Source organism: Streptomyces sp. NPDC002886 (genome assembly GCF_042888445.1).
Taxonomy (GTDB): Bacteria; Actinomycetota; Actinomycetes; order Streptomycetales; family Streptomycetaceae; genus Streptomyces.
Map to the genome: position 1 here is coordinate 523,800 of NZ_JBIAPV010000003.1, position 13,087 is coordinate 536,886.

General features: G+C 71.2%; 11 protein-coding genes and 2 tRNA genes. 4 read left to right on the top strand and 9 right to left on the bottom strand.

From position 1 onward, the window contains the following. Window positions 1-90: 90 nt before the first annotated feature. Window positions 91-507, top strand: coding sequence for a Fur family transcriptional regulator (locus ACFYYB_RS14630; protein ID WP_266881047.1), 417 nt, complete (start codon window positions 91-93; stop codon window positions 505-507). A gap of 120 nt (window positions 508-627) precedes the next feature. Here the strand turns inward: ACFYYB_RS14630 and ACFYYB_RS14635 are convergent. From ACFYYB_RS14635 to ACFYYB_RS14650, 4 genes are all read right to left on the bottom strand, one after another. Then, window positions 628-701: transfer RNA gene (locus tag ACFYYB_RS14635), tRNA-Met, on the bottom strand. 226 nt (window positions 702-927) lie between these two features. Continuing rightward, window positions 928-2,847 carry a tetratricopeptide repeat protein gene (locus ACFYYB_RS14640; protein WP_389435608.1) on the bottom strand — a complete coding sequence of 640 codons (1,920 nt, stop codon included), beginning with the start codon at window positions 2,845-2,847 and terminating at the stop codon, window positions 928-930. Between the two features lie 202 nt (window positions 2,848-3,049). After that, window positions 3,050-3,123 (bottom strand) — tRNA-Met (locus ACFYYB_RS14645). A gap of 44 nt (window positions 3,124-3,167) precedes the next feature. Then, complete coding sequence (locus tag ACFYYB_RS14650) at window positions 3,168-6,089, bottom strand: UPF0182 family protein (RefSeq protein ID WP_389435609.1); 2,922 nt, start codon at window positions 6,087-6,089, stop codon at window positions 3,168-3,170. Window positions 6,090-6,215: 126 nt separating this feature from the next. Here ACFYYB_RS14650 and ACFYYB_RS14655 point away from each other — a divergent pair, with 126 nt between their 5' ends. Next, on the top strand, window positions 6,216-6,788 hold the full coding sequence (locus tag ACFYYB_RS14655) for a PPA1309 family protein (protein ID WP_327304647.1): 573 nt from the start codon (window positions 6,216-6,218) through the stop codon (window positions 6,786-6,788). Between the two features lie 18 nt (window positions 6,789-6,806). Here ACFYYB_RS14655 and ACFYYB_RS14660 read toward each other — a convergent pair whose 3' ends face one another. From ACFYYB_RS14660 to ACFYYB_RS14675, 4 genes are all read right to left on the bottom strand, one after another. Continuing rightward, window positions 6,807-7,898, bottom strand: coding sequence for a PDZ domain-containing protein (locus ACFYYB_RS14660; RefSeq protein ID WP_389435610.1), 1,092 nt, complete (start codon window positions 7,896-7,898; stop codon window positions 6,807-6,809). A 70-nt stretch (window positions 7,899-7,968) separates the two neighbouring features. Next, window positions 7,969-8,181, bottom strand: coding sequence for a hypothetical protein (locus tag ACFYYB_RS14665; RefSeq protein ID WP_389435611.1), 213 nt, complete (start codon window positions 8,179-8,181; stop codon window positions 7,969-7,971). Between the two features lie 155 nt (window positions 8,182-8,336). Beyond that, window positions 8,337-8,798, bottom strand: a complete 462-nt coding sequence (locus ACFYYB_RS14670) for a molybdenum cofactor biosynthesis protein MoaE (protein ID WP_389435612.1) — start codon at window positions 8,796-8,798, stop codon at window positions 8,337-8,339. A gap of 137 nt (window positions 8,799-8,935) precedes the next feature. Beyond that, window positions 8,936-10,099 carry an SDR family oxidoreductase gene (locus ACFYYB_RS14675; protein ID WP_389435613.1) on the bottom strand — a complete coding sequence of 388 codons (1,164 nt, stop codon included), beginning with the start codon at window positions 10,097-10,099 and terminating at the stop codon, window positions 8,936-8,938. A 206-nt stretch (window positions 10,100-10,305) separates the two neighbouring features. On the opposite strand from ACFYYB_RS14675, the gene ACFYYB_RS14680 reads away from it, so the two are divergent. Together ACFYYB_RS14680 and ACFYYB_RS14685 are read left to right on the top strand one after the other, a co-directional pair. Beyond that, a complete protein-coding gene (locus tag ACFYYB_RS14680) occupies window positions 10,306-11,709 on the top strand; it encodes a zinc-dependent metalloprotease (RefSeq protein ID WP_389435614.1) in 1,404 nt (467 codons plus the stop codon). Beyond that, complete coding sequence (locus ACFYYB_RS14685) at window positions 11,706-12,230, top strand: NUDIX hydrolase (RefSeq protein WP_389435615.1); 525 nt, start codon at window positions 11,706-11,708, stop codon at window positions 12,228-12,230. The genes ACFYYB_RS14680 and ACFYYB_RS14685 overlap by 4 nt, the downstream gene beginning before the upstream one ends. An 89-nt stretch (window positions 12,231-12,319) precedes the next feature. On the opposite strand, the gene ACFYYB_RS14690 is transcribed toward ACFYYB_RS14685, so the two are convergent. Further along, on the bottom strand, window positions 12,320-13,075 hold the full coding sequence (locus tag ACFYYB_RS14690) for an AIM24 family protein (protein WP_327304653.1): 756 nt from the start codon (window positions 13,073-13,075) through the stop codon (window positions 12,320-12,322). Between the last annotated feature and the right edge of the window lie 12 nt (window positions 13,076-13,087).

Here is a 13,087-nt window from a genome sequence, read left to right on the forward strand (position 1 = left end):
CTACGATGGACTTTGTCTAAGTCAAGTAAGCATCCAAGTCGACACACGTTCGGGAGTTACATCGAATCCCCTCGCTGTTAGGCTGCGTACATGAGTGACCTGCTGGAACGACTTCGCGGACGCGGATGGCGCATGACCGCACAGCGGCGCGTCGTGGCCGAGGTGCTCGACGGTGACCACGTTCACCTGACGGCCGACGAGGTGCACGCGCGCGCCGTGGACCGGCTGCCGGAGATCTCCCGCGCGACCGTCTACAACACGCTGGGCGAGCTCGTCACCCTGGGCGAGGTCCTGGAGGTGTCCACGGACCGGCGCGCCAAGCGGTACGACCCGAACGCCCACCGCCCCCACCAGCACCTGGTGTGCGCGCAGTGCGGGGCGATCCGGGACGTGCACCCGGCGGGCAACCCGCTGGCCGACCTGCCGGACACGGAGCGCTTCGGCTTCACGGTGTCGACGGTCGAGGTCACGTACCGCGGCGTGTGCCCCAACTGCGCCGGGGCGTGACGGGGGCGTAGCGAGCGAAGGAGGGCCGGGGCTCATCGAGCCCCGGCCCTCTTTGCCGTCTTCCTACACGAGAACGACCGAAGGCCCGGATCCAGGGGATCCGGGCCTTCGGTTCTTCAGTAGCGGGGACAGGATTTGAACCTGCGACCTCTGGGTTATGAGCCCAGCGAGCTACCGAGCTGCTCCACCCCGCGTCGGTAAACCTGACTCTACGGGAGCGGGGCGAGCAGATGCAAATCGGTTAACGGGTCCCTTCCGAAGGCCCCTCCGCGGCCCCCTCCCCCGGGGCCCCGGAGGCCGTGCCCCCGCACCGCCCGCATGGCCAGGGCCCTTCCTGCGCTACGCCCACCCCCGCGCCACGTCATGGCTGTACGAACCCAGCGCCTGGGCCCCGGGTGGCAGGGAGCGGACGGGTCAGGGTCAGGCCGAGAGTTCCTCGGCAAGCGCCTCGCGCAGTCGGGCCGCCCGCTCGGAGACCTCCGCGGGGCCCAGTTCCATGGCGCGCACGCACCACTTCTGGCCCTCCGTCAGGTCTCCCTGCCGGGCCGCGAGCAGGCCCAGCCGCAGCGCCGCCCGCCCGTGACCGGCCACCGCCGCCCGGGTCCACCACAGCGCCGCCTCGGGCTCGTTGCCCTCGCGCGCCAGCAGCAGCCCCAGGTTGAAGGCGCCGTTGCGCGAGCCGGCCTCCGCCGCCTCCCGGTACCACCGCGCCGCGGCCCCCAGCTCGCCCCGCGCGGCCGCCAGCATGCCGACCCGGACCTGGGCACGCCGGTGCCCCAGCTCGGCGGCCCGCTCGTACCACTCCTCGCTCTCGGTGCGCGCGGCTCCGCCCACCGGCTCGCCCAGCGCCACCGGCTCCGGCGGCGGTGCCAGGGACTCCAGCAGCGCGGCCAGCCGGAAGGCGGCCTCCGCGCTGCCGCCGCCGGCCGCGCAGCGCAGGTGCCGCTCCGCCGCCCGCTCCTCGCCGTCGCGGACCAGCGCGATGCCGACCTGGAGCGCCGCGTCGGTGTGTCCCGCCGAGGCCGCCCGCTCGTACCACTTCAGGGCCGTGCGGTCCTCGTCCCGGCTGGCGAACAGGATGCCGAGGTTGAAGGCGGCGTCCACGCTCCCCGCCTCCGCGGCCTTCGAGAACCACGGCTCGGCGCCCTCCGCGTCACCGCCCTGCAGCAGCAGGATGGCCAGCGCGTTGGCCGCCTCTCGGTGTCCCGCGTACGCCGCGCGCCGGTACCACTGCTCGGCCGGCCCGGTCCGCTCCTGGGCGGCGCAGAGCAGCGCGAGGTTGTACGCCCCGTTCTGGTCGCCCGCGTCCATCGCGGCCCGGTACCACTTCTCCGCCGTCTGGGTCTCGCCGCGCGCGGCGTGCAGGGCGCCGAGCGCGTTCGCCGCGTTGCCGTCGCCGTCCTGCGCGGCGCGCAGCCACCAGGTGGCCGCGTTCTCCTCGTCACCGGCGTCGCGCAGCAGGAAGCCGAGGGCGCAGGCCGCCCGCGCCTCGCCCTGCTTGGCGGAGGTGAGGTACCAGCGCCCGGCCTCCTTCAGCTCCCCGCGCGCCTCCAGCAGCGCGCCCAGGTGCAGCCCGGCGCGCCGGTGGCCGCGCGCGGCGGCCTGCCGGTACCACTGCTCGGCCTCGGCCGGGTCGCCCTTGCGCAGGTGCCGGGCCAGCCGGTACGCGGCCTCGCGGTGCCCCTGCTCCGCGGCGGCCCGGAACCAGCGCTCGACGCCCTTGTCCCCGCGGTGCTCCAGCAGGTCGGCGAGGCCGTAGGCCCCCAGGGCATGGCCGGATTCCGCCGCCTGGCGCATCCAGTACTCGGCGGCGGGCTCGTCGCCCCGCTCGCGGTAGTGGCGGCCCAGGGCGTGCGCGGCGGGAGCGGATCCGGCCACGGCGGCCACCCGCCACCAGCCGGCGGCCTCTTCGGGGTAGCCGCGCTGGTGCAGCAGCACGCCCAGGTTGTTGGCGGCCGCGCGGTCGCCCGCGCCGGTCGCCCCGCGCAGGTACGGCTCGGCTCCCGCGAGGTCGCCGCGGCGCAGCAGGAGGGCTCCCAGTACGCTCATCGCGCCCGGGTCCCCCTTGTCGGCGGCGACCCGGTGCCGGGCCTCCAGCGCGGCGTCGCCGGCCGCGTCGGTCAGCCCGAAGACCGCGTCGTCGAACAACGCGTCGACTGACGCGTCCGACACGTCCGGCGTGGTCGGCGCCGCGGCCGTGGTCCGTGCTGCCCGCGTGGTCATCGCGGTCCGCACGTCAACGGCCTGAGCCGCCCCATCGGCCTCCGCATCCGATTCGGAGTCCGCCCTCACAAACCGCCCTGTCTCCAGCAGAGTTGACCTGTCCCCCATAAATCCCATCGTCGCATCACCTGCTACCCGCGTACACCTGGTATGTCGCAGCCAGTGAGGTCACTACAGCGTTTTGTCGACATGCCCACAGAGAGACAAGTCAAACACGCTCACACCCCAACTCACCCACCCCAGTGACCCCGAGTCGGCGAAAAACTCGATTGGGCATGACGAAGGCCCGGATCCATCGGATCCGGGCCTTCGTCTTCAGTAGCGGGGACAGGATTTGAACCTGCGACCTCTGGGTTATGAGCCCAGCGAGCTACCGAGCTGCTCCACCCCGCGTCGGTAAACCAACAGTAGCACGACGCGGGGTGGAACCATTACCGCTACCCGGAGGGGGTGGGCGTCGCCGCGGGCGGCGTCACCTTCGCCTCGGCCTCGATCGCCCGCTTCAGGGCGGCCTGCAGATCGCTCTGGGCCTTTCCGTACGCCGTCCAGTCGCCGGCCTTCAGCGCCTTGTCGGCGTCGTCGACCGCCTTCTGCGCATCGGCGAGGGCCGCCTTGACCGTCGGGTCCTGGCTGGCCGGCGGCGGGGTGGTGGTCCCGTCGCCCGGCGGAGTGGTCGTGCCGTCACCCGGGGGCCGGGTCGCCGACTCGGCCCCGAACACCACGTTCAGCGCCTTCTCCAGCGTGTCCTCGAAGGCCGTCTGGTCCCCGTAGGTCACCAAGACCTTCTTCAGCAGCGGGTACTTGAGGCCGCCGCCGCGCACGTACACCGGCTCGACGTAGAGCATTCCCTTGTCGAGCGGGACCGTGAGCAGGTTGCCGTACTCCACCTGGGAATCGCCCCGGCTCAGGATGTTGATCTCCTGGGCGATCTCCGGCTTGGAGTTGAACCTCGCCTGGACCAGCTTCGGCCCGTCCACCGGGTTCTGCGTGGGCAGCTTCAGCAACTGGATCTTGCCGTAGTCCGCGGTGGTGGGATCGGCGTTGACCGCCATGAAGGCGCTCAGGTTGTCCCTGCCGTTCGGCGTGAGCGTCGTGGTGAGCGAGAAGGCCTGGTCGGGTTCCTTCTGGCCCGGCATCTTCATGGAGAGGTAGTACGGCGGAACCGCCGTCCCCGCCTTGGTGGTCGGGTCGTCCGGGACGGCCCAGACCTCACTGCCGCTGAGGAAGGTCTGCGGGTCCGTGACGTGGTACCGGGTCAGCAGCTCGCGCTGGACCTTGAAGAGGTCCTGCGGGTAGCGCAGGTGCTCCATCAGGGTCGGCGAGATGTCCTTCTTGTCCTTCACCGTGCCGGGGAACGCCTTCATCCAGGTCTTGAGGACCGGGTCCTTGGTGTCCCACTGGTACAGCTTCACCGTGCCGTCGTAGGCGTCGACGGTGGCCTTCACGGAGTTGCGGATGTAGTTGACCTGGTTCTCCTGCGCCACCACGGCGCGCTGGGAGTTGGTCAGCGAGTCCGCCGTGCTGTCCCCGAGCTGCGTGCGGGACGCGTACGGGTAGCCGTTGGTCGTGGTGTAGGCGTCCACGATCCACTGGACGCGGCCGTCGATCACCGCCGGGTAGACGGCTCCGTCGATGGTCAGCCACGGGGCGACCGCCTCGACCCGCTCCTTGGGCGTGCGGTTGTAGAGGATCTTCGAACCGTCGCCGATGGCGCCGGAGTAAAGGATCTGCGGTTCGCTGAAGGCCAGGGCGTACGCGGCACGGTTGACCGGGTTGCTCAGGCTCACCCCGCTGTCGCCCTTGTAGGTGGTCTCCTTCTCACCCGAGTCGTTGGCGTAGTCGAGCTCCTTCTGCGGTCCGCCGACGATCGAGTACTGCTTCGTCTGCTCGCCGTAGTAGATCCGCTGCTCGTACTCGCCGAGGTCGCCCGCCGCGGGCAGGCCCGACTCGGTGAACAGCGGCTCGCCGTTCGCGGTCACCTCGGTGCCCTTGGCCGCGACCACACCGAATCCGTGGGTGTAACGGAAGTGGTCGTTGATCCAGTTGTTCTTCGGGATGCCCGCGAGGTTGATCTCACGGAGCCCGATGACCGTGTCCTGGCCCTTGTACCGGTCGACCGCCAGCGTGGCCGGGAAACCGTAGTAGCCCTTGTTCTGCTGGAGCTGCTGGAAGGCCGGGGACACGATGTTCGGGTCGAGCAGGCGGATGCTCGCCGTGGTGTTGGCCTCCTGGCGCAGCACCTTCTTGTCCGCCTTGGGGTCCGGCAGGCCCGGGTAGTCCTTGACGGAGGCGTCGGCGACCCCGTAGGCGTCGCGCGTCGCCTTGATGTTCTTCTGGACGTACGGGGATTCCTTGGCCTGCTCGTTCGGCTGGACCTGGAACTTCTGCACGATCGCCGGGTACAGCCCGCCGATCAGGATCGCCGAGAGCACCATCAGGCCGAAGCCGATGACCGGGAGCTGCCAGGTGCGGCGCCACAGCGTCGCGAAGAACAGCACCGCGCAGATCGCGGCGATGGCGACCAGGATCGTCTTGGCCGGCAGGTACGCGTTGGCGTCGACGTAGCGCAGGCCGGTCCAGTTGTCCGCGGCCTTGAAGTCGCTGGACTTCACCGCGAGGCCGTACCGGTCGAGCCAGTACGCGACCGCCTTGAGCGTGACGAAGAGGCCGAGCAGCACCGACAGGTGACCGGTGGCAGCGGCGGTGGCCCGCGCACCCGGGCTGGTGACGCGCAGTCCCCCGTAGAGGTAGTGCACGACGGCGGCGGCGATCACCGAGAGCACGACCGCGGCGAAGCCGAAGCCGAGCAGGAAGCGGTACCAGGGCAGGTCGAAGGTGTAGAACGACACGTCCAGGTTGAACTGGGGGTCCTTCGTGCCGAAGGGCACCCCGTTCACGTACATCAGCCAGGTCTTCCACTGGCCCGCCGCCGAGGCGCCCGCGATCAGGCCGACCAGCGCGGAGATGCCGAGCAGCAGCCACTTGCGGAACGGCGCGACGGTCATCCGGTAGCGGTCGAGGCTCTGCTGCTCCATCGACATCGCGCTGAGCGGCGGCCGCAGCCGGTGGGCCAGCCAGATGTTCAGCCCGACGGCACCGGCCATGAGGAGACCGAAGACGGCGAAGAGGCCGACCTTGGTCCACAGGGTGGTGGTGAAGACGGTGGAGTAGTTGACGGAGCGGAACCAGAGCCAGTCCGTCCAGAAGCCGGCGAACATGATGAACGCCATGGCCAGGACGGCAAGCACGCCCAAGGTCATCAGAAGAGTCCGGGCGCGCCGGGACGGGCGGCCGACTCTCATCCGTGGCCCGGAGGGGCCTCCGCCGCGGTCCGGCATCTGGAAAGCCAAGGTGCGCACCTCGAAAGTCGCTGTGTGTAAGTGATGCGATGAGTTTTCAAAGCATGGGCCCCCGATCGTAGAACCCACTCATGCAACTTACTGAGGCTTTAGTCAGTTCCCGGTATCCGGTGGAAAGGAGGCAGGATGTTGCCCATGTCCAACCTTTCGCCGTCCCCCGGCACCCCTATGGCGGCCAGCCCGCTGACCCGTGCCGTCCTCGAAATCGACGAGTACGCCTCCACCCTCGGCTGGGACAAGCCCGCCCGGCTCTTCGCCCTGGTCGACACGGCCAGGCTGCGCAAGGAGGCGCCGGGCGTCGCCCGCCAGCTCGGCCTCGACCAGGACGACACGGGCAAGAACCAGCTCACCCCGATCGAGCAGGACGAGGTACCGGCCGGGACCCCGCTGGACAAGTTCCTGGGAACCATCGCCTGGCCCCCGTCGATCCTGGGCTGCGCGCTGACCGTGGAGCGGCTGATGCTGCCGCCGTCGGCGGAGTCCTCCGTACCGGAGGGGCTCACCGACAAGCAGCTCACCCAGTGGGTCGCCACCCACCCGGAGCGCCAGGAGGTCCGGCTGACCGTGGGCGTCCTGCGCGACGGGTCGCGGGAGTCGGCCGTACGGCTGCGGGACAAGGACTCGGCGAACGAGGTGCTGACCGGCGCGACGCTGGTGCCGGGTCTCGCCGAGGCGCTGGCCGCGACCTTCCTCGACTGAGTCCGTGACGGGGGGCGGTCAGGGCTTGGCGCTGCACTGCGTCAGCCCGGCCGTGTCCCCCTTGCCGATCTTCTCCAGCGCCTTCACGGCGTCGTCGATGGTGGAGACCTTCACGAGCGTCAGCCCGTCGGGCACGTCGCCCGCGGCGGCGGCACAGTTCTCGGCGGGGGTCAGGAAGTACTGGGCGCCGGCCTGGCGGGCACCGATGGTCTTCATCTGGATGCCGCCGATCGGGCCGACCTTGCCCGCGTCGTCGATGGTGCCGGTGCCCGCGACGAACTTGCCGCCGGTCAGGTTCTCCGGGGTGAGCTTGTCGACGATGCCGAGCGCGAACATCAGGCCGGCGCTGGGGCCGCCGACGTCGGCGAGCTTGATGTCGATGGTGAACGGGAAGGTGTGGTCGGTCCCGGCCCGGATGCCGACGATGGCGTGACCGTCGCCCTCCGCCTTGCCGGCGATGATCGTGACCTTCGTGGTGCCGGTGGGCTCGCGGTGCGCCTTCTCGGCCTCGGCGGCCTCGGCGGCGGGCACGATGGTGAACACGACCGGCTCGCCGGGCTTGTGCCGGGTGACCAGCTTGGCCACGTCCTCGGGAGCCTTGACGGGGGTGCCGTCCACGGCCTTGATGACGTCCCCGGCGTGCAGCTTGCCCTCGGAGGGGCTGTCCTTGACCACGGACGCGACGATCACGCGGGCGGCGACCGGGATGCCGAGCTGCTTGAGGGCGGCCACCTTGGCGCTCTCCTGCGACTGGCTGAACTCCTCGGCGTTCTCCTGCGTGGACTCCTGCTCGGTCTTGCCGTCCGGGTACAGGTTCTCGTGCGGTACGACGATGTTGTCGCCCGACGCCCAGCCGTACACGGCCTCCAGCAGGTTCATGTCGTAGTCCGCACTGGTGACGCGGACCGTCGTCATGTTCAGGTGCCCGGTGGTCGGGTACGTCTTGTGCCCCGAGATGTTCAGGACGGGCTCGCCGTGCGAGTCCCCGAGCGTGTTCACGGTCGGGCCCGGACTCATCTCGGAGTACGGGGCCTTCATGAACACTCCCGCGCAGAGCAGCGCGAAGAGCATGAGGGTGGAGGCGAGCATCGTCGCAGTGCGGCGTGGCATGGATCGACAGTACGTGACGGCCCTGACGAGCGGCCCCCGGGGCCGGTCCGTACGGGGGCCCGCCGCCGAGTCAGACGGAGTCGACGGTGTCCTTCTTGCGCTGCGCGTCCGCGCCCGCCTTCGCCGCGCCCGGTTCGCTCTGGCCCATGGCCTCGCGGAACCGCGCGTAGCCGGCGAGCTCGGATATGTCGCCTGCCGTGCGGTCGCGTGCCGCCCAGCTGCCCCATATCGCCGCACCGATCGCGGCGAACAGCGGAATCAGCAACCACGCCAAAGACGCCATGGGCGTGTCTCCCTACCCCGAGTTACCTGTTGTTGGTGGCTTCAACGCTGCTGCCCGGGAGGGGGTTACGCAAATCGAGGGCGTGTTGCGCGTCCGAACGGGGCAAGCCCCATCTTTCACTGCCGCCCCACGGGCCGGCCCGCCGGCCCCCCGCGTCAGCAGGCCCCGACCCACTCCTCCGTGCCGTCCGAGAAGGTCTGGTGCTTCCAGATCGGGACCTCGTGCTTGAGGTCGTCGATCAGCATGCGGGCGGCCTCGAAGGCCTCGCCGCGGTGCGGGCAGGAGACGGCGACGATCACCGCGATGTCGCCGACGGCCAGGTCGCCGATGCGGTGGACGGCAGCGAGGGCGCGGACCGGGTACTTCTCCACGACCCGCTCGGCGACGCGGCGCATCTCCGCCTCGGCGGAGGGGTGGCAGGAGTAGCCGAGCTGGTCGACGTCCGCCCCGCTGTCGTGGTCGCGCACCGTGCCGACGAAGAGCGTCGTGCCGCCCGTCGCGTCGTCGCCGACGGCCTGGAAGACCTCGTCGATCGAGAGCGCGGTCTCACGGATTTCGAGCAGCCGGATCGGGTCCGGAGCGGCGTGCTCGCCGGGGTGGTCGAAGTGCGGTGCCATACCTTCCATCGTGCCCTAGCCGCCGACCCGGCGGAATAGCAGTTTCACCAGGGCCCCACCGGCCCCCTTGGGAGCCTCCTACAGAAACCCGCCGGCCACGGGAGGGCGGCCCGGGCCGGAGGGCCGCCCCGGCCCCGTCAGATGCCCCGGCGCCGGCGGGCTGCGCGGATCGCCGCGGCGGCGCCCAGCAGCGCGACCGTCGCACCCGCGGCGCCGGCCGCCGTGGCGTCCTTGCGGCCCAGTCGGCGCCCCGCGACGGTGTGCCGGCCCGCGACCTCCTGGAGGAGCTCCGCCAGCACCTCCTCGTTGGTCCAGCGCGGCCGCCACCCCGCCGCGTGCAGCCCGCTGACGCTGACCACCCACGGGTGCATCGTGTACGCCAGGTCCCCCGCGGGGGACGGGGTGAGGCCGATGCGGTGCAGCCTGGCCGCCGCGCCCAGGGCCACGGCGGAGGGGAGCTCCATGCGGCGGATGCCGCTCAGCTCCTCGACCTCCTCCTGTTCGAGCCAGCCCTCGCAGCCGACGGCCAGCTCTCCTTCGACCTTCTCCAGGGCCGCGTACTCCAGCGCGCTGACCAGGTCCTCGACGTGGCAGAACTGCCAGGTCGGGCGGGAGCCCGCCACCACCAGCAGGCGCGGGGACTCGAAGTAGCGGGTCAGCGCGGTGTCCGTACCGCCGACCAGGACCGCCGGGCGGATCACGGTGACGTTCAGGCCGGGGTGCGCGCGCGGCGCCCGGCGGCCCAGCCGCTCGATCTCCAGCAGGTCGCCGACGCCGGTCGCCTCGGCGGTGGCGCGCAGCTCGGCGTCCTCGGAGAGGGGGATGTCGTTGTCCGGCAGGGCCCCGTAGACCATGGCCGAGGTACAGAGCACGACCCGGTGCACTCCGGCCGCCGCGGCGGCGGTGAGCACGGTCTGGGTCCCCCGCACGTTGTACGCCGTACGGGCCGCCGGGTCCGTCTCCAGGTCGAGGTCGAGGGCCAGGTGCACCACGACGTCCGCGCCGCGCAGCTTCTCCGCGATCGCGGGGTCCCGTACGTCCAGGAGGTGCCACTGCGCGTCGGCGCACTCCCCGCGCCGCTCGTCGATCGCGACGACCTGCTTGACCTCCTCCGACGCGGCCAGCCTCGTCACCAGGGCCGCCCCGACTCCCGAGGCGGCGCCGGTCACGGCGATCACGGGGCCTCGGCGCGCGGAACCGCCCGGGTTTCGCGTGCGGCGAACGCCCTGGGCGTCCTCGCCGTGCTCAGGGCGGTTTTCCGGGCCCTGCTCGTCCAAAGCGTGCGGATCTGGGGAACTCACCAGGCGTCTCCAGCGGTTGTCTTCAGTAGGGACGCGCCGTAACGCGCACCCACCAGTCGATGTCCATCCTGCCGCAGCCCAGGAGTCAGCGGAGCACCGAGCCCTGAAGCGGGTCTGGTGTCTACGCTGGGTGGTGTTGTCGAAGCACTGTTGTCGAACCATTGCCCGCCGGCTCCCGCCGGCGGCCCTACGAGCCGAGGAAACCCGTGAGCGACACCCCATTCGGATTCGGCCTTCCGCCCGAGGAGCCGGACAACGGCGACGAGGGCAAGAAGAAGGGCAACCAGGGCGGTCAGGGCGGCCCGACTCCGTTCGGGTTCGGCACGGGCCTGCCCGGCGGCTCCGGCGGTCCGGGCGACGCCGACAACCCCTTCGCCGCGATGTTCGGCTCCATGAACCCGAACGACCTCGGCGCCGCCTTCCAGCAGCTCGGCCAGATGCTGAGCTACGAGGGCGGTCCGGTCAACTGGGACATGGCCAAGGACATCGCCCGCCAGACCGTGGCGCAGGGCACCTCGGACGGGGTCAAGGACGCCAGCGTGGGCCTCGCCGAGAAGTCGGCGGTCGAGGAGGCCGTGCGCCTCGCCGACCACTGGCTCGACGACGTCACCTCGCTGCCGTCGGGCGCAGCCACGGCCGTGGCGTGGAGCCGCGCCGAATGGGTCGAGGCGACCCTGCCGGTGTGGAAGGAGCTCGTGGACCCGGTCGCCGAGCGCGTCGGCGCGGCCATGGGCAGCGTCCTGCCCGAGGAGATGCAGGCCATGGCGGGCCCGCTGCTCGGCATGATGCGCTCCATGGGCGGGGCCATGTTCGGCCAGCAGATCGGCCAGGCCGTGGGCACCCTCGCGGGCGAGGTCGTGGGCTCGACCGACGTCGGGCTGCCGCTGGGCCCGGCCGGCAAGGCGGCCCTGCTGCCGCTGAACATCGAGAGCTTCGGCAAGGACCTGGGCGTCTCCTCCGACGAGGTGCGGCTGTACCTGGCCCTGCGCGAGGCCGCCCACGCGCGGCTCTTCGCGCACGTGCCGTGGCTGCGCTCGCACCTCTTCGGCGCGGTCGAGGGGTACGCGCGGGGCATCAAGGTCGACACCTCGAAGCTGGAGGACGTGGTCGGCCAGCTCGACCCGTCGAACCCGGAGCAGCTTCAGGAAGCCCTCCAGGGCGGCATGTTCCAGCCGCAGGACACCCCCGAGCAGAAGGCCGCGCTGGCCCGTCTGGAGACGGCGCTCGCGCTGGTCGAGGGCTGGGTGGACGCGGTCGTGCACGAGGCCGCCAAGCCCCGGCTGACCTCGGCCGACGCCATGCGCGAGACCATGCGCCGGCGGCGCGCCTCGGGCGGCCCGGCGGAGCAGACCTTCGCGACGCTGATCGGGCTGGAGCTGCGGCCGCGCCGGCTGCGCGACGCCTCCCGGCTGTGGGCCTCGCTCACGGACGCGCGCGGTGTGGACGGCCGCGACGGGCTGTGGGAGCACCCGGACATGCTGCCGACCGCTTCCGACCTGGACGACCCGGACGGGTTCGTGCACCGCGAGCAGCTGGACTTCTCCGAGATCGACAAGATGCTGGGCGAGGCCGCCCAGAAGCGCGAGCAGGACGGCGACGACAAGAAGTGACCCTGTACGACGACACGGTGCTGGTCCTGAAGTCCTACGAGGACCAGCCCGAGCTGCGCGACCTGTACCTGGAGCACCTGGCCGCCCACCCGGACGGGGTCTACAAGCCCTGCCAGGCGGGGCACATCACCGGGAGCGCGCTGGTGATCGACCCGAAGCACGAGCGCGTCCTGCTGACCCTGCACAAGAAGCTCGGCATGTGGCTCCAGATGGGCGGCCACTGCGAGCCCGGTGACACGACCATCGCCGGGGCCGCGATGCGCGAGGCCGTGGAGGAGTCGGGCATCTCGGAGGGACTGACCCTGGTGCCCGGCGGCCCGGTGCGGCTGGACCGGCACCCGATCCCGGCTCCGTGCAATTGGCACCTGGACGTGCAGTACGCCGTGCTGGCGCCCGCCGGTGCCCTCGAAGCGATCAGCGACGAGTCGCTGGACCTGCGCTGGTTCCCGTACGCCCAGGTGGCGGAGGTGGCCGACGCCTCGGTGGTGCGGCTGCTGGAGGCGACCCTGGCGCGGCTCTAGCCGGCCGGACACGGAAAGGGGCGGCCCCGCCGATGCGGGGCCGCCCCTTTCCGTCCGTGCGTACGCGGACGTCGCCGTCCGGACCCGGATCAGTTCCAGGCGTTGTTCTGGTTCTGCGCGTGGGCGCCGTGCTGGCCCATGCCGAACTGCGCGGCCGCGCCCTGCCCGATCTGGGCGTTCTGCGGCGGGAGCGCCTCGCTGGGCTGGACCAGGGCGAAACCGGTGCCGAGGAAGCTCAGCTCCCAGCCCTCGCCCGTGTTGCCGCGCCGCCGCCAGACGCCGGTGGAGTGCGTCTGGGCCTGCATCTGCACGCGCAGCGAGGTGGACCAGGCGACGATGGCGTCCGCGTCGGCGTTGACGTACTTGTCGGGCGTGACCTGCATCATCAGCGGCTGCCCGGAGGTCATCAGCGCGACCTTGCCGCGGCCGGTGATGTTGAGCTGGTACTTGCCGGAGCCGGAGATCCCGTACTGGCTGTCCACCGCGATGGCCTCGGTGTGCAGGGTGGAATCCAGGGCCAGCACGTAGCTGCTGTCGACCGTGAGGCCTTCCTGGTCCACGTCCACGACGTGGACGTACTGCGCCAGGTTGGCCAGGTAGACCGTGCCCTGTCCGGAGCAGCGCATCAGGTCGAGGCCCTCACCGGTGCGGGCGCGGGCATTGCGCTGGGTGGTGCTCTGGTACTCGCCGTCGAAGTCGATGATCCCCTGGTAGGCGACCATCGCGCCCTTGCGGGCGAGCACGTCGTCGGAGCCGGTCAGCGAGACCCGCAGCAGCTGCGGGTTCTGGACGGCGTACCGCTCTTGGGTCTGCGCCTCGGCGTGGGCGAAAAGTGAGCTCTGCATGGTGTGTCTTCT